The organism is Pseudomonas poae RE*1-1-14, assembly GCF_000336465.1.
GTDB lineage: Bacteria > Pseudomonadota > Gammaproteobacteria > Pseudomonadales > Pseudomonadaceae > Aquipseudomonas > Aquipseudomonas poae.
In genome coordinates, this window is sequence record NC_020209.1 from 346,173 (window position 1) to 363,320 (window position 17,148).

General features: G+C 63.0%; 14 protein-coding genes. All 14 read right to left on the reverse strand.

The features are described 5' to 3' along the window. Positions 1–5: 5 nt before the first annotated feature. Positions 6–1,136, reverse strand: a complete 1,131-nt coding sequence (locus H045_RS01615) for an ABC transporter permease (RefSeq protein WP_004371949.1) — start codon at positions 1,134–1,136, stop codon at positions 6–8. Next, on the reverse strand, positions 1,136–2,587 hold the full coding sequence (locus tag H045_RS01620; RefSeq protein WP_236277510.1) for an efflux transporter outer membrane subunit: 1,452 nt from the start codon (positions 2,585–2,587) through the stop codon (positions 1,136–1,138). The genes H045_RS01615 and H045_RS01620 overlap by 1 nt, the downstream gene beginning before the upstream one ends. 157 nt (positions 2,588–2,744) lie before the next feature. Continuing rightward, entirely contained in the window at positions 2,745–3,146 is a 402-nt protein-coding gene (locus H045_RS01625) for a hypothetical protein (RefSeq protein WP_015371215.1), read from the reverse strand. Beyond that, on the reverse strand, positions 3,147–3,959 hold the full coding sequence (locus H045_RS01630) for an SDR family oxidoreductase (RefSeq protein ID WP_015371216.1): 813 nt from the start codon (positions 3,957–3,959) through the stop codon (positions 3,147–3,149). It lies immediately after the preceding gene. A gap of 14 nt (positions 3,960–3,973) precedes the next feature. Next, on the reverse strand, positions 3,974–4,438 hold the full coding sequence (locus H045_RS01635) for a hypothetical protein (protein WP_004371932.1): 465 nt from the start codon (positions 4,436–4,438) through the stop codon (positions 3,974–3,976). 275 nt (positions 4,439–4,713) lie between these two features. Continuing rightward, positions 4,714–6,165, reverse strand: coding sequence for a mannose-1-phosphate guanylyltransferase/mannose-6-phosphate isomerase (locus H045_RS01640; RefSeq protein ID WP_004371931.1), 1,452 nt, complete (start codon positions 6,163–6,165; stop codon positions 4,714–4,716). Positions 6,166–6,352: 187 nt separating this feature from the next. Then, positions 6,353–7,009 carry an alginate O-acetyltransferase AlgF gene (locus H045_RS01645; protein ID WP_004371929.1) on the reverse strand — a complete coding sequence of 219 codons (657 nt, stop codon included), beginning with the start codon at positions 7,007–7,009 and terminating at the stop codon, positions 6,353–6,355. Positions 7,010–7,025: 16 nt separating this feature from the next. Then, complete coding sequence (locus tag H045_RS01650) at positions 7,026–8,204, reverse strand: alginate O-acetyltransferase (RefSeq protein WP_004371927.1); 1,179 nt, start codon at positions 8,202–8,204, stop codon at positions 7,026–7,028. A gap of 11 nt (positions 8,205–8,215) precedes the next feature. Continuing rightward, positions 8,216–9,748 (reverse strand): MBOAT family O-acyltransferase, encoded by a 1,533-nt coding sequence (locus H045_RS01655; RefSeq protein WP_015371217.1) that lies wholly within the window; start codon positions 9,746–9,748, stop codon positions 8,216–8,218. Positions 9,749–9,984: 236 nt separating this feature from the next. After that, complete coding sequence (locus tag H045_RS01660) at positions 9,985–11,094, reverse strand: mannuronate-specific alginate lyase (RefSeq protein ID WP_004371922.1); 1,110 nt, start codon at positions 11,092–11,094, stop codon at positions 9,985–9,987. Positions 11,095–11,102: 8 nt separating this feature from the next. Beyond that, positions 11,103–12,551, reverse strand: coding sequence for an alginate O-acetyltransferase (locus H045_RS01665; protein ID WP_015371218.1), 1,449 nt, complete (start codon positions 12,549–12,551; stop codon positions 11,103–11,105). Positions 12,552–12,562: 11 nt separating this feature from the next. Then, positions 12,563–14,131 (reverse strand): mannuronan 5-epimerase AlgG, encoded by a 1,569-nt coding sequence (gene algG, locus H045_RS01670; RefSeq protein ID WP_041931415.1) that lies wholly within the window; start codon positions 14,129–14,131, stop codon positions 12,563–12,565. Beyond that, positions 14,131–15,618, reverse strand: a complete 1,488-nt coding sequence (locus H045_RS01675) for an alginate export family protein (protein ID WP_004371916.1) — start codon at positions 15,616–15,618, stop codon at positions 14,131–14,133. The genes algG and H045_RS01675 overlap by 1 nt, the downstream gene beginning before the upstream one ends. After that, entirely contained in the window at positions 15,615–17,141 is a 1,527-nt protein-coding gene (gene algK, locus H045_RS01680) for an alginate biosynthesis TPR repeat lipoprotein AlgK (protein WP_080627527.1), read from the reverse strand. The genes H045_RS01675 and algK overlap by 4 nt, the downstream gene beginning before the upstream one ends. Positions 17,142–17,148: the final 7 nt, after the last annotated feature.

Genomic DNA, 17,148 nt, shown 5'->3' on the forward strand with positions numbered 1-17,148 from the left:
ACGGTTCATCTCAAAAGACTCGCCGGGTCGGCGTGACGTAGGGTGCGGATGGCCGCCAGGCCTGACACCAGGGCCAGGGTCATGCTCAGCAGCAGGCACACCAGCGCTGCGATGGGCGAGAGCTGCAACGGCACGTTGTAGTAGCCGGCCAGCGCGAAGAACAGCGCGGCCAGCACCGAACTCCCCAGCAGGCCCAGGGCCCCGACCCAGAACGCCTGCTCCATCACCACTTTACGCAGGGCCGTGACGCCAACGCCCAGGGCGTTCAAGGTCGCGTATTCGCGGATCGAGCCAACGACTGCAGCCACCAGCGTCTGGCTGGTGATCACGGCGCCCACCAGAAACACGATCGCCGCCAGAAACAGCACGCCGGCCCCGGCGCCCGTGTCGAACATCCAGTACAGCTGCGAGCGTTGGGCGAACTGTTGTGCCGTCCATACCGCGTAGCTGCCGAACGCGGCGCCGTCGCCCAGGCGCGCGGCAACCGCCTCGGCCTGGGCGGGGTCGCGCACCTTGGCCACCAGGTAGGTAATGCGGTCTGCGGGCGCGGTGGTGTCGAGTTGTCGCGCGGTGGTCAGCGACGCCAGCACGTTCACTCCGCCCAGCGCGCGCAGGCCGCTGGTGATGCCGACCACGCGCACGCGATGGCCGTTGATGGTCGCGGCGTCCCCCAGGCTGACGCCCAGGCTGTCGAGGTCGGCGCGGTCGACGATCACTGCGCCGGGTTCGTCCAGGCGTGCGCGCAGCGCGGTCGGCAGCACGCGTTCAAACATCAGGCCTTGCGGGCCGGCATCGATACCCGACACAAACACCGACACGCCGCCAGTGTCCCGGGCGCCGCGCCAATCGGCGTCGACCCAGCGAAACGGTTCCACCCGCACCACATCGGCGTCCATGCGCAAACGCATCTCCACGCCGGCGTCGATGGGCCTGCCGAGGTTGACGCTCTGGGTGCCGGGGTAGCCAACCCACAGGTCGGCCGTGGAGCCGGTGATATACACGCTGGCGCTGCCAAAGATGCCCAGCACGAGCGCAGCCTGCAGCAATTGCAGCAACCCGGCGAAGCCCACGGCAATGATTGCCGGCAGGAAGCGGCGCCATTCATGGATCAGGGTCAGGCGGGCAAGGGCGACCATCAGTCAGCTTCCTTGATTGCGCCCGCTGGCAACGGTGCGCCACCGAGCGCCTTGTACAGCGCAATGTAGGCGATACCTCGTTCCGTACTGGCAGCGTCGGCCTGTTGCAGGGCCTGTTGCGCGCGCATCTCGGCGTCCGCCAGCGCCAGCGTGCTTATCAACCCCAGTTGCGCGCGCTGTCGCAAGGCGTGCAGGCGTGCTTGCGTTGCCGCCTGTGCCTGGCGGGCCGCCTGCTCACGCAGCCGTGTTTGTTGCAGATCCCCCAGCGCCGTTTCCACCTGGGTGACGCCTTGCAAAACGGCCTGCCGATAATCCAGCAGGGCGGCTTGTAGCTGGTGGTCGCTGGCGCGAGCGGCGCTGGCGCGTTGGCCCCAGTCGAACAACGGAATGCTGATGCCCGGCCCGGCCGAGAAAATGCCGTTGCCGCTGGGCGTGCGTTTGCGGTTGCTGGCGATGTTCACCGACCACTGCAACGACGCGCCCAGGCTCAGGCGTGGGTACAGGTCGGCGCGGCTCATGCCCAGCTCCCCGGCGGCGACCAGCACCTGGGCCTCGGCGCTGGCGATGTCCGGGCGCGTGCGCAACAGGTCCGCCGGCAGGGTGTCGAGCTGCCACGGGCCCAGGGTAGGCGGCGGTCGCGGTTGCAGCCAGCGCGGATCAGGTTCGGATTGGCCCGCCAGCAGCGCCAACTGTTGCCCGTGGCGGTTGATCAACTGACGCGGCGCGCTCAGGCTCATCTCGGCCTGCGCCAGTTCCGCTTCAGCGGCGCAGACTTCGGCGGGCGAGGCCAGGGCGAGGTGCTCGCGCACCCGCAGCAGCGCCAGTTTTTCCTGCTGGGTGTCGCGCAGGCGGGTCAGGCTGAGCTCTGCCTGTTGCGCCGAACGCAGCTCCAGCCACTGCCGGGTAACTTCTGCGACCAGTGACACCTGCACGCTGCGCACATCGGCCTGCACCAGCGCTTCATGACCCTGGGCCAGGCGCTCGGCGCTTTGCCGGGCGCCGAACAGCGGTAATTCCCACTGCGCATCGAAGCCGATCAGAAAGTACGAGGTGCTGGTGTCGGGGCTGATTGCATCGTGGGTCTTCACGCCCAGCGACGGCAGGTAGGGCGCCTGCGCGCTGCGGCTGAGCACACGGGTGGCCCGCAACCGCTCGATGGCCGCGCCGACCTCCAGATTGTTGTGCAGGGCGCGCACCACCAGGGCATCGAGTTCGGGATCGTTGAAGGCGTGCCACCACTGATTCAAATCGGGCTTGTGCGCCGCCAGGGCAGCCGGCGTGTTGCGCCATGCCTGCGGCGTGGACGGTTTCAAGGCGGGCAGCGGGGCTACCGAACAGCCGGCGACCAACACCAGGGACAGGGTGCACAGCGTACGACACGAGCGCGATCTGCTGAAAAGCTTGATAGGGGTCACCCAGGGCGTGATGGGATCGATGCGGACTACGATCAACGACAAACGCGATAGGGGTCTGAGGATGCTGAGTCAGGATTCAGGGCGCGACTGTACCCATAGCGTCCGTTCAGTTCTGTTGCGAAATTGTATTGCGGGCAAATGAAGGGGCAGACGACCGCGCGCGCAGTCGTCTGCCATGGGGAGGGGTGGCCGATCAGGCCTGGCAGTAGGTCTCGTGCAAATGGCGCCACAGCAGGGCGCCGCTGGCCAGCTTCTCGAACACCACCGTGGCACGGCGGTCTGTCTGGGTGCCGCTGTCATCAACCTGATGCTCGCGGTAACTGACGATGGCCCCGCGCGCATGCCGATCAATGCCGGTCAGCTCGCTCAAGGTGATCTTCAACCCCGGCCGCTGCCCGCCGAGCCGCGTAAACAGGTAATTGACCCCGGCCGCATTCATGCGCGTGCCGGTGGACGGCGCGATCATGGTGAACTCCGGCGAAAAGCGCGCCAGCAACTGTTGCAGCATGCCTTCCGGTGCCACACCGGCAAACCATTGCTCGATCTCGATGTGGGTCTGGATCACTTCTTCGAAAAAGTCGCTGTAGTCGATCATTTATAAACTCCCATTCAAGCCAAAACGCTTCTTCAACACCTTCTCCAGCAAGCCCTTGGGCAACAACGCTGCCATCAGCGGCAACGCCCGGCTGCCATTGCCCGAACGCAGCAAGCGCGGGGGCTTTTGCCGTTGCGTGGCCTTGAGCACATCCACCGCGAAGACGCTGGCGGAGGTTGGTTTGTCCTGTGAGGCCTGGGTGCGGGCGCGGATGCCGTCGCGCAGGGGCCACCAGGGTGATTGTTCGTGGATCAGGCGTTCGGCCTGGGCGCCGGCATTTTTTGCGAAGTGGGTGTCGATCGCGCCGGGTTGCACTTCCATCACGCGTATGCCGAACGGCGCCAGTTCCATGCGCAGGGCGTCGCTCAGCGCGTGCACGGCGGCCTTGGAGGCGCAGTAGGCACCGGCAAACGGCGTGACCAGCACGCCGGAGACGCTGCCAATGTTTACCACCAGCCCCTTGCTGCGGCGCAAGGCGGGGAACAGCGCCTGGGTTACGCCGACGATGGAGAATACGTTGGTTTCGAACTGGCGCTGCATGGCCTCGGTGCCGCCGTCGAGCAGCGGCCCCATGCCGCCGTAGCCGGCGTTGTTGACCAGCACATCCAGCTCGCCCAGTTGCTCGGCCAGGTGCTGCAGAGCGGCGCTGTCGTTGACGTCCAGTTGCACGGCCCGCAAGCCTGCGGCGGCGAGGGCGGCGACATCGTCCGCGCGGCGGGCGCTGGCCCACACGTCGAAACCTGCGTCTTTAAACGCGTCAGCCAGGGCGCGGCCGATGCCGCTGGAGCAGCCAGTGATGAGTACGTTGGGCATGGGGCAATCCTTTGTCAGTCCGAGAAACTGCCTTGCAGGTGCTCGGCACGAAATTCCAGGGTTTGCGCGCGGTAACCGGGGCGCAGCGGCGGGGTGGGCAGGCAATCGTCCCAGGTGGCACCGGCCTGCAATTCGCCGGGGCCGCGATAGCGGGGGGCGGCGTAGACGTTGTCGGCCAGGTTGACGCTGTCGCCCGGTGCGTAGGCGGCGACGCGCCAGCGCAGTTCGGTGAGGGGGACGTCGTTGCCGTTGTTCAGGGTCAATTTGAGTGGGCGGTCGGCGGGGCATTCCTGAGGCGAGTAGGTGATGCGCAGTTCAAGGCGCGCCAATTGCGAGGCTTCGCGGTTGTCGAGCCACACCACCCACACCGCGACCAGGCCCAGGCCTGCGGCGGCGGCCAGCGACACCGGCAAGGCCCTGGCCGGGTAGCGCAGCAGCAGGATCAGCCAGGTGATGATCAGGAGAACGCCGAAGAACATGGAGACCACCTCGAATAGGGAACCAGCATCCTAACTTAAGCTGAGGTGGGATTGGTTACCTTGAGCAGTGTGTGGGCCGCACGGACGCCATCGCAGGCGAGCCAGCTCCCACGTTCGACCGCATTCTAAAGTGGATGCGCGGTCAACTGTGGGAGCTGGCTTGCCTGCGATGAGGCCCGTACAGTCACCACCAACCATCCGAAAAAAAGCCCCCACCCGGCCCACTGCGGATAGGGGACGCAGTGGGCCGGGTGGGGGCTTGTTCTACGACCGTGTTACTGCGCGATAGTTTTCACCGACACGCCACGTTCAATCGGCGTCGAGCGACCGTAGATGTCTTCGAAGCGCTCGATGTCGTCTTCGCCCAGGTAGCTGCCCGATTGCACTTCGATGATCTCCAGCGGGATCTTGCCCGGGTTGCGCAGGCGGTGCACCGAGGCGATCGGGATGTAGGTGGACTGGTTCTCGCAGAGCAGGAACACGTTCTCGTCACAGGTGACTTCGGCGGTGCCGCTCACCACGATCCAGTGTTCGGCGCGGTGGTGGTGCATCTGCAGCGACAGGCACGCGCCCGGCTTGACCGAGATGTGCTTGACCTGGAAGCGGCCGCCCATGTCCACCGAGTCGTAGGAACCCCACGGACGATAGACTTCGCAGTGGTTCTGGGTTTCGCTGCGGCCCTGCTCGTTGAGGGTGTTGACCATCTGCTTGACGCCCTGGACCTTGTCCTTGTGGGCAATCATCATCGCGTCCTTGGTTTCCACCACCACGATATTGTCCAGGCCGATCACCGACACCAGCTTGCCGTTGCCGTGGACCATGCAGTTGCGGCTGTCCTGGATGACCACATCACCCTTGCTCACGTTGCCATTGGCGTCTTTATCGTTGACCGCCCACAGCGAGGCCCAGCAGCCCACGTCGCTCCAGCCAGCGCTCAGCGGCACCACGCAGGCGCGCTGGGTTTTTTCCATCACGGCGTAGTCGATGGAGTTGTCCGGGCAGCAGGCGAAAGTGGCTTCGTCGAAGGTCACGGTGTCGGCGGTCTGCTCGCTGCGCTCCAGGGTCAGCAGGCAGGTGTCGTAGATGTCCGGATCGTGCTTTTTCAGCTCTTCGAGGAAGCGGCTGGCGCGGAACAGGAACATGCCGCTGTTCCAGAAATAGCCGCCGCTTTTGACGAACTCGACGGCGCGCTTCTCGTTGGGTTTTTCCACGAACTGTTCGACGCGGCTGACACCTTCGGGCAGCAGCGAGTCGTTGGCGGACTTGATGTAGCCATAGCCGGTTTCCGGGCGGGTGGCCGGAACGCCGAACAGCACCATCTCGCCGCGCTCGGCCGCCACGGTGGCCAGGGCCAGGGCGCGTTGCAGGGCTTTCTGGTCGTCGATCACGTGGTCGGCCGGCAGCACCAGCATCAGGTCGTCACGGCCTTCGTTGACCAGCATCATCGCGGTCAGCGCCACGGCCGGCGCTGTGTTGCGGCCGAAGGGTTCCATCAGGATGCGCTGGCACTCGAGCTTGCGAGCGCTCAACTGCTCGTTGACGATGAAGCGGTGGTCCTTGTTGCACACCACAATCGGCGCGTCCATGCCTTCGAACACCAGGCGCTCCAGGGTCTGCTGGAACAAGGTGTGCTCGCCAGTCAGGGCCAGGAACTGCTTGGGGAACTGTTTACGGGAAAGCGGCCAAAGACGTGAGCCGCTACCACCGGAAAGGATTACTGGGATCATGGGTGTTTCTCCTTGAATCAGTTTGGGTCAGAGCTACGAAGGTTTGTCGTTTCACTCTTGTTTTTGTCTCGGTCCTGAGCTGAAACCCGTTCAGTGTGGGAGCTGGCTTGCCTGCGATGGCGTTTTCAAGACCGCCATCGCAGGCAAGCCAGCTCCCACAAGGGGGCGTGTCAACTCAGGGAAATCGTCAGCGGGTCGACACGGGGCGTTTCACCCACACTGGCGACAGGCTCGAACCAGAACCGGTGACATACAGCACCGCCGCTTCACCACGTTCCAACGCAACCGGCTTCACATCGCCGACTTTCTTGTCACCGTCATACAACGCCAGGCTTACCTTCACCGGGTTGATTTCACGCTCACCACGGCCCTTGGCGGCCACCGACTTGACCACATCGGTCTTGCCATCGGCGGTTTTCAGGGTCAGGGCCTTGTCGCTGAGGTTCTGCACACGCACCAGCGCTTTCTGTTTGTTCTTGAACGGCGGCTCTTCGATCAGCTGCGGCTGGCCGCTGCCACTGTTGACCAGGGTGTAGTAGTGGTCGGCGGCCAGCTTGACCGGTACGGTCTGGCTGCCGACTTTGGCGCTGTAGTCACCGCCGGGCATGAAGCTGAAGTCGCTGCTGGCCAGTGGCGCAACCTCATTGAGGTTGGTATTGCCCACAGTGGCGCTGACTTCCTGGTTGCTGGCGTTGTAGATACGCACAAAGCTTGAGCCTTTTGGCGCGGTGGGGCCGTACAGGGCGGCGTCACCACCGGCGAAGGCGGACATCGATACGAAGCTCAAGCCGGCAGCGATGGCCAGAGTCTTGGTGAGATGGCGCGCAGTTGTAGTGAAAGTCATGTGAGTTACCTCTCTTTCAGTTGTGCGCCCGGTCGGGCGTCTCGGATTTTTTAAGGGGGTTGTTCGACGCCAGGTCTTGCTGGCGCATACCGGCTTGTTTGAGCTGCGCAACCCAGTCGGGGTCGGCGTCGCCGATTTCGTTGTTCACAGGCAGATAACGCTCAGGAAACTCCCAGATCAGCACTTGCGGTGGGGTGTTCTTGAAGTCATCGCTTTTCAGGTAGCTGAGCATCGGCAGAATCGGGCCGTGGCCGTCTTCGGAGTAGTTGATGACGTCGCTGTGCAGGGCCTGCTTGAGCGCGCCGACAAAATTCCAGTTGGGATTGGCGCTGTAGCTGGTGCCCACCAATGCCACCGGGGTTTCGCTGTCGGCGAACAGGGCGTCTTCGCCTTTGTCCTGCGCCAGGTGCGTCACGCGTTTTTGCAGGGGCTCCTTGGGCGGCATCAGGTTTTCGAACAGCGGGTCCAGCGGCAGGAACAGGCGCAGGTCACCTTTGTGCGGCTCGGTTTTTTCCGCCTCGGTGACAAAGCGCTGCGGCTCGCCGCTCAATGGCGTCTGCTCGGAGATGGTTTTGGCCAATTGCTTGGCTGCGATTTCCGCACCGTCCGGGGTCCAGTGGGTGTCGGTGCGCAGGAACACTTGCGTGCCGGTCAGCTTGGCCTGTTGCAGCGGCCCCAGCAGGTCCGGCGCGACGATCTTGTCGGCGGCGACACGGGCGTGGAAGTCCTGGTACAGGTTGGCGTGGATGCTCGCCGGTTTCACCTCGTCCAGATGCTCCGGGTACAGGCGCACCTTGGCCGGCACAATCGCCATCACCAACTGGATGCCACGGGCCTTGAGCTTCTGGCGTACGCCTTCGACCAGCGCGTAGTTGTCTTGCAGGTTCTGGTCCTGGTTGGCGATGGCGTTGAATTCCTCATCGCTGTACAGCCAGTGATCGCGACCCAGTACCACGCCGGTGCGGCCTTCGTTGAACAGCTTGTAGTCCAGCGCCGCCCACAGGTTGGTGCCCAGGCGCTTGATCGGGAACTCTTTGTCGTAATGGGTCTCGACGGCCTTGGTCCAGCGACCGTTGAGCACGGTGGCGTCGGCGTTGGTGCTAAAGCCCATGAAGCTGCGCAGCGACCAGGCGCCCAGCGCCAGCAGCAGCGCCAGGAACAGGCTGATATAGAGGACGCGTAATGAACGGGTCATGGTCGGCTCCCTCAGAATTGGAAGTAAAGGAACGGCGAGAAACTCTGCGCCGACAGTTTCAGAATCGACGCCACGAACAGCAGCAGCACCGCCGCACGCATGGCGTAGCGTGGCCAGTCAGCGGTCCAGTAGGCCGGTTGCACGGCCGCATCGCGACCCACGCTGAAACCGGGCTGATGGATGCTGCCGGGGTTGTCGCCCGGTACGGCCTTGATCAGGCTCGGGTCGGCCGGTTTGGCTTTATCCGCAGGGCGGTTGGTGTAGAAGTCGCGCAGACCGAAGAACGCCAGGGTTGCGTAGGCCACCACCAGGGTTGCCACTTGCAGGCCGGTGAGGCTGGAACGGTTGAGTTCCGACAGCGACCACTCGCCAAAGCTGAACATGGCGCCGTACATACGACCGGCCACGTGCAGGTTTTCGGCGCGGAAGATCACCCAGCCCATCACCACCAGCAGGAAGGTGAAGGCCCAGCGCACCACGTTGAAGCTACGCGGCGCGGTGTTGAGGCCGATGGCTTTTTCGATCGCCAGCCACATGCCGTGCCAGGCGCCCCACACGATGTAGGTGATGTTCGCGCCGTGCCACAGACCACCGAGCAGCATGGTCAGGAACAGGTTGCGATAGGTGGTCAGTGTGCCTTTACGGTTGCCGCCCAGGGTGATGTAGAGGTAGTCACGCAGCCAAGTGGAGAGGCTGATGTGCCAGCGGCGCCAGAACTCGGTGATCGACTGGCTGATGTACGGCTGCTTGAAGTTTTCCATGAAGCGAAAACCCATCATCAAGCCCAGGCCGATGGCCATGTCGCTGTAGCCGGAGAAGTCGAAATACAGTTGCGCGGTGTAGGCCAGCGCGCCGAGCCAGGCGTCACCCGTGGTGGGGTTTTGCAGGGCGAAGCAATGGTCGGCCACCACCGCGAGGGTGTCGGCGATGAATACCTTCTTGATGAAACCCTGCATGAACCGCGTGCAGCCCTCGGAGAATTTATCGAGGGTGTGCGTACGGTTGTTGAACTGGTCGGCCAGGTCGCGAAAACGCAGCACGGGGCCGGCGATCAGGTGCGGGAAGATCGCCACGAATGCGGCAAAGTCGATCAGGTTGCGCGTGGCCGGGGTGTCGCCGCGATACACGTCGATGATGTAGCTGATGGACTCGAAGATGTAGAACGAGATGCCAATCGGCAACAGCACGTGGGTGAGGATGAACGGCTCCAGGCCCGCCGACTTCATCATCACGTTGATGCTGTCGACGCCGAAGTTGGCGTACTTGAAGTAGCCGAGGATGCACAGGTCGACAGCCACGCCGAGCAGCAGCCAGCGCTGGGCCGGCTTGGTGCGCACGCCGGCGGCACCGACCTTCAGGCCGATCCAGTAATTCCACAGCGTGACGGCGGCGAACAGCGCCAGGAAGTCCACTCGCCACCAGGCGTAGAACACATAGCTGGCAATCAGCAGCAGCAGGTTGCGATAGCGTTGCCCGCTCAAGTAATACAAGCCGAGAAAGATCGGCAAGAACAGGAACAGGAACACATTGGACGAGAAAACCATCCCGATCTCTCCATGTTTAACCAACAGTCAAGGGCCGAAGCCCCCCCAAACCCCCCCACGATTTCGGGAAGGTGTACGCGTTCAGTGTGGGAGCTGGCTTATGTGGGAGCCGGGCTTGCCCGCGATGGGATCAACTCGGATTGTCTAAATCACCGAGGTGTCTGCATCGCAGGCAAGCCAGCTCCCACATAAAACCAGCTCTCACAGTTGGACCGAGTCCAACCGGGAGCTATGTATCAGCTGCCTTTGTTGCCTTTTTCATGCGCCGGGTCGTAGACCTTGGTCAGGTCACCCCCCAAGCGGAACGTCTTGAACGGTTGCATGCCGTGCTTGCGCTCGATCACGTCCGGGGCGCAGGTGTAGAGGGTGCAGAAGGGTTCGAGCCAGGCGAATTTCATGTCCTTTTTCAGGTCCTTCATGTCCTGCTCTTTGCCGTTCTTCTGCTCGAAGATCTCCGGGTCCTTGACCCCGGCCAGCACCTTGTCGCCCAGGCGCTTGAGCGCGCTGTTGTTTTCCTGGCGCAGGTCCACGCCATTGACCAGCGCGAAACTGGCGATCATCGACAGCGGCGGCAGGGCGTAGTTGTGGTACGACAGGGCACGTTGCTGGCGCTTCAATTCATTGGGCAAAAAGCCCTGGTCGTCGACCTGGTTCACGCCGACCTTGTATTCCTTAACCGCCCAATCAAACAGGTCGCGACGGTTGGTGGCGACGGACGTGGCCATCACCGACCAGGCGGCCCAGTAGGAATGGTTGTTGGTTTTTTCCAGCGGCAGGTTGTCCCAGTCGCTCACCACCTGGTCGGCCAGCTTGTTGAACCAGGCTTCGATCAACTGCGATTCCTGCTGGTGATTGGCCAACGGGTGCGAGTCGGAGAACTTCAGGCGCACATAGGCCGAGGCCATGCTGCCCAGCGCCCATTTGCGCATGGACTTGCCGGTGTGGTTGAAGTCCTTGGACATCAACGCGTCGGCCTTGGCCCACGACACCAGCCAGTTCAGCGTGCATTCAAGCTGCTGCGGACGGCCGTCGCGCATGAACTGCATCACGCGTTTGCTGGTGTCTTTTTCCAGCTTGGTGATGTCGGCGGTGCTGTCGCGAAAGGCTTTTTCCGACTGCAGGTTCAGCGTGGAGCGTGCTTTGTCCGAACCTTCGTACTTGCTGCGAAACTGCAACGGGCCGGTGTAGGGAGCGGGCATGGTGTCGCAGTTTTCCTTGAAGTCGCCGGTCTTGAACGCTTCGATCGGTGCGAAATAGCCCTGGGGCGGACGCAGCGGCGCGGCGGCGTTGGCAGCGCCGGCGAAGATCGCCAGGCCGAGCAACGATGGAATCAATAACTTTTGCATAAGTAACCTCACTTCCCGAGTTGGGCGGTCTGCTGACCACCGCCTGGAAATACGTTGCGTGTGCAAATTTTCGCTTCGACTTTCTGCGCAGCAGCGCCCGCTTCGGGGCCCTGCACTTCCACGGCCAGCAGGTTCTGCGAGGCCCAGTCTTCATCGGTGCGCAGTTCAAAGGCGAAACGCCCGTCTGTATCGGATGTTTCGGGTTTCTCGATCTTGATGTCCTCGTGGCGCCCGTTCATGTACCAGAGGGTGGCTTGCAAGGTTTTCACCGAGGGATCGGCGAAGCGGATATCGACCTGGTGGTTCACGTTACGCAGGTCCTTGTTCGAACTGTTGACCATCAGTTCGTTCTTGCCGGGTTTGAGCGTGGTGCTGGCACTCATCTGCGCGGGCTTGCCTTCGCAGCCGTTGTCGAGCAGCGCCATCATCTGGCGGTAGATGGTTTCCTGGTCCAGGCGGTACAGCGGCGAGAATTCCCAGATGAGGATTTTCGGCGGGGTTTTCTGGAATTCTTCGCTGCCCAGATACTGGATCATCGAGCCTTCCAGGCCACCGCCAGGGAAGGCGACGTTGAGGATGTCGGCACCGATTTCCTGTTGCAAAAAGCCTGCGAAGTTGTAGTTCTTGCCGCTGTGGCTGGTGCCCACGAGGGTGATCTGCGGGTTGCCCGAATCGCCGAACAGGTCGCCGTCGCCCGCTTCGCCCTTGGGCTCGGTGGTGAACTGGTCCATGTACTGGATCGCGTAGCTGGTGCCGCACAGCTGGCCGGCCATGTTGTGCAGGGTGCCGGTCTTGCCCATGCGCCCGGAGCGCTTGGTTTCGAATTCCTGGCGGGGAATATCGGCAAATTCGGGCAGTGCGCGCACCTTGGCGCCGACGATCTTCGCGGTGCGCTGGGCGCCGTATGGGGTCCAGTGTTGGTCGCCGCGGAAGTAGAAATCGTGGGCCGGCAATTCATCCGGCAGTTGCTCGTTGGTCAGCGGCGACAGGTCCGGCACCACGTAGCCCATCTTGGCAAAGCGGCCGAGCATGGTCTTGTAATTGCCCAGCGCCTTGTCGAAATCGAACGAGGCTTTTTCTGCCGGGTTGAGCTTGTTGCGGTTCACCAGGCCACGGGTCGGCTGGTAGACCAGCACCAGTTCCACGCCCTTGGCCTTGAACGCATCGTGCAGTTGTTGCAGACGCTTGTAACCAGCGGGGCTGGTGTCGAATTCGGTGCGCAGGTCTTCCTGGGTACGGAACAGCCAGTCGCCCTGGGCTTGCACCAGGGTGGTGAAGTTCTGCTGGTAGCGAGTGGTGTAGTTCTTCGCGTCATGGGCGGCCGGGCACAGGCTGCAGCACGGTTCGGCGGTGAAGGTCGGCGCCTTCACTTCATCGGCGCGCACGCCCTGGCTGGCCGCCAGCAGGCCGAGGGTCAGACCCGAAAGGCTCAGCAGTTTGATCATGTGTGGGTGCATAAGGGTCATCCTCAGTCCAGCATTTCGGTCTGGCGTTCGACAGGGTCGATCAGCACGGCTTTCTGCTGGCGCACCAGCAGGTCGAGAATTTCTTCCTGGCGTTCACCGAGAATCCCGGAGAAGCTGATGCCACTGGTTTTGGTCGGTGCCAGCATCGACACGCGGTACAGCTCGATGCTCAACGGCGAGTCGATCGACAGCGGCCCGCTGCCGTTGCCTGCCAGTTCACCGCCGACCACGATCAGCGACACCTTGGCGTCGAAAGGGTCGAGGGCGATGTCGCGGTCGGTGTCGGTCAGATCCTTGATGTGGCCGTAGACGCCGGTCAGGCCGTTGGCCATCGAGGTGTTTTCGTACAGCTTGATGTTCACGCTGTTACGCACGCGGATGCCGTGGCGACGGTTGGCGATCACCTTGTTGCCCCACAGCAGGTTGTCGCCGCTCTCATAGAGCGTGATGCCGTCGGTGTGGTTGCGGTAGATCTCGTTGTCGGCGATCAGGTTGTTCTCGCTGTTACGGTCGATCACCAGGCCCGACAGCTTGTTGTCGTAGCTGCGGTTGTTGAAGATGAAGCTGTCGTTCACTTCCCGGGAAATGATGATGCCGTGCTTCTTCTTCGTGCCGTACACGGTGTTGTCCGCGATGATCAGGCCGTGGGAACGGTCATGGGGGTCAATGCCGTAGACGATGTTGTCCTTGTAGGTATTGCCCTTGATCACGAAGCCCGTGGTCTCGTAGCAGTAGAAGCCGTACCACATGTCCGAGAACTCGGAATCGACGATCCAGCCGGTCGGTTCAGGGCGCTTGAGCACCTTGGCCATGTTCGGCGTGTACTGGGAAATACTCACCCCGTACGATTTGCTGTTGGCATAGCCGAAGCTGGCCATCTTGCTGTTGGCGATGTAGGTCTGGGTGCCGCCCCAGGCCAGCAGGAACGGACGAAATTCCTTGGGCGACTTGAACAGCGCCGGGCCGTTGGCTTTCTCATCCCAACCGGTGATCCGCGTGTCGCGCACAAACAGCTGGCCGTCGTTGATCAGGAACGAACCGGCTTGCTGGGACAGGCGCAGCTCCTGGGTTTTGCCGTCGATTTCAAGGATGCCCTGACGGCCCACCACGATCGGCAGCTTGGCCAGGAATACGCCCGGTGACGTTTCGCTCAGGTACTGTTTGGGCACTTTGGCCAACAGGTCCTTGAGGTTCATATAGCCGTCGTCGACAAAGATCGCCTGGGGAATGCCGTGCTGGCGCACCACCCATTCGGCCATCTTGTTGTCACCGCCGATAAAGTCCTTGAGCGCGTCTTCCTGCATCATGCGGCGGATGCTGACCTTGCCCGGCTTGTTGCGCACGATCTTCTTTTCCATCGCCGCTGCGGTGTAGCCCGACAGGTCGGGCAGCGCCGGCTTGGCCATTTCCAGCGGCGCGGTGGGCGGGCTGGAAATGGTGTAGGTCTTGGCCTGTTGCAGTTCCTTGGCGATGGTCGGCGCCTTGGCCGCCGTGTCGGCAAAGGCCGTGGCGCTGGCCATCAGCATTGCCGCGACGAGTAGGCTTTGAGCATTCATTGCGCAGGCTCCCATCAGAACTTCCAGATCACGTCGACAAAGGCGCGATGCATGTACGAGTCGACCTGGCTGCCATAGGCATCACCCGGCTTGAACACACCGGCACGCAAGCGCACCAGCGCTGACGGCTCGTCAATCGACTGGCTGAGCGCGGCCGGCAGCAGGCCTTTCTTGAAGTATTTGGTGACGACCAGGTCCATCTCCTGGCCCAGGTCTTTCTTGCCGTCTTCCAGAGGCAGCGAGGTGCTGGAGAGGATCGCGCCGGTCACGTCATCGGTGTTGTTCTGCACCGCGTCGATGCCGTTGCTGCCCACCGGCTTGTTGCCGTCCACACGCCAGAACTTGTGGTACACCAGGCTGGCGTCGTAGTCCTCGCGCAGTTGCCAGGAACCGAACAGGCTCATGGACTGCATGTTGTTCATCTCACCGCGAAACGCTTCGCCGAAGCGGTGCACGCGGGACTGGGTGCCGGTCCAGTTCGAACGGTTGCTCTGCAGGCCGTTCTGCTCGTACTCGGCGCTGGCACGCGAATACGCCGCGCCCACTTGCCACTGCGGGTCCAGGCGCAGGCGCACGCCCAGGTCGGTGGCCCAGCCGCTGATGTTGTCGCTGCGCTTGGCGGTGGCAGGGCGGCTGCCGTCGGCGTTCAGGGCGTTGACTGTGTCGCGGTCGCCTTTCATGCCGGTGACGCTGGCCCAGTAGTTGACGGTGTTAGTGTTGCGCCAGTTATAGGCGTCGCTGTTGGCTTCGATGCCGAGCCAGGTGAGGTCGCCGTTTTCGCGCTTGTCCAGCGAGTCGGTGGCCACGCCCGGTTCCGGGAAGTCGAGCTTGCCGTTGTCATGGGTGTGGTGGCCGCGCAGGCCGATCCACTGCCCCGGCGTCCACTGGTAGGCGGCGTCGGCGTAGAGGTGTTGGCGGTCCTTGTCGAGCGGGGACAGTTCCTTGAGGTCGGTGCGGTATTCGCTGAAACGTTCGGCGGCGCCCACATTGGCCTTGAGCAGGGTGGTGTCGAAGGTCCAGTTCAGCGCTTCGATGTTGGTGTCGCGCCATTGGCCGTCGTCATTGCGCAGGCGTTGGCGACCGAACTTGAGGATCTCGCCGGGGTAGGGCGTGAAGCCGCCGTACGCCACCCAGAACTCGCGCATCGCCAGGTAATTCTTTTTGGTCTTGCGGTCGCTGTTGCTGGTTTGCTGGTTCTCGTCATCGGCCGACTGTTGCAGGGTGTCGGTCTCGATGATATCGCTGGAGGCCACTGCCTGGCCCATGGCGTAGGCGCTCCAGTTGCCGCTTTCACCGTAGATCCACGGGCGCAGGTCGATGCCGATACCGTTGACGTCGCCGCCTTTCTGGGTGCCCAGGTCACGGTCATCCTCGGACTGGCCGGTGACTTTGACTTCCAGGCCGAAGTTCTTCGCTTCGGTGAGCGCGGCCAGGGTCGGGCACGACCACAGCAGGGCGAAGGTCAGGCCGATACCGGCCTTGACGAATGGGTTGAGCTTCATAGGGATTCCTCGCCGTCGTCTTCTTCATCCAGGGCGTGCAATTGCAACGTGCTCTGGGCCAGGGTGCCGCGAGCGGCCAGTTCCTGTTGCACCAGGCGTTGGCCTTCGGCGCGTTGCTCAGGCGTCAGCGGTGCTTCGAGCTGGGTGGCCAGCTCAACGGCTTCCGGGGTGTCCTGGGCCTTGGCCAGCTGGCTGAAGACATAGGCGTTCAATGGGTCGGGCTTGGTGCCCTTGCCTTGGGAAAACAGTTGGGCGATGGCGAAGTCGGCGCTGTTCTGGCCGTTGCGCGCAGCGGTCAGCAGGTGGTCGAGGGCTTTTTGCGGGTAGACCTTGCCCAGGTAGCCACGGCGGTAGATCTGGCCGAGGTAGTAGTCGGCTGCGACTTCCCTGCCCACGGCTTTTTCGAAATGCGCTTCGGCGGCCTGTGCGTCCGCCGGCACCCACTTGCCTTCGTAGTAGAGCTTGCCCAGCAGCAGTTCGGCACGCGGCTGGTCGGCGGCGCGGCCGTTGTCCAGGTACTGCATCATCTGGTCGACGTCGCCCAGTTCGGGGAAGTCGTAAAGCAGTTGCGCCAGGCTGACCCAGGAGGCCGGGTAGCCGGGGGCGATTTTTTCCAGCAACGCCTGGGCGGTTTTTTCATCCGGGGTGCCGAGGGTGGCATCGCCGAGGACGCGGGCGACGCTGTCGACACGCTGGGCAGTGACCGTGCCACGGCTGTAGCCGGCTTCCAGCTGCTTGAGCAACTCGGCCTGTTTTTCCGGCGCGGCCTGTTTCTGGTACACGGTGGCCAGTTCGACGTAGCAGATGTCGGTGGTGTTGAGCGCGGCCTTGCAGATGCGCTCGACGTCATCCAAATGCTGGTCATAAGTGTCCTGGGTGCGGTACAGCAGCACCTGGGCCAGGCCGGCTTCCGGGTAACCGGCGGCTTGCCATTGTGTGATCTGTTGTTGGGCGTTCACGTTCGGGAAGCTGTGAGGGTATTGCAGGTACAGCATGGCCAGCGGGATCAGGGTGTTGCCTTCGCCATTGGCAAAGGCTTTTTTCAGCAGACCTTCGGCTTCATGGTGCTCGGCTTCGGTTGCGCCGGGCTTGGCCACCAGCAGGCGACCAAGGCGTGCCTGGGCGCGCGGCGACGTGTCGGCCGCGGCCCGGTAAGTGGCTTCGGCCTGTTTGATCTGCGCAGGATCCCGGGTGCCCACCTGGATATCAGCCAGACCCACCTGGGCCTCGCTGTAACCCAGGTCGGCCAGTTGCTGGTAATTCTGCTGTGCGGTGGCGGTGTCGCCGCGCTTGAGGGCTTCGTTGGCCAGGCGCTGGTCGGGCAGGCCCGCGCAACCGGCGAGGCTGACAGCCAGTGCCAGAGCGCAGTAGGCCAAAGTGGAATGGGATCTGCTTTGTGTGGGAGCTGGCTTGCCTGCGATGGCATCGGCACGGTTTGTCAGGGACACCGAGTTGCCTGCATCGCGGGCAAGCCCGGCTCCCACAGGGGTCGGTGTTGTGATTGAGATAGGGTTCACAGGCATGTCCTCG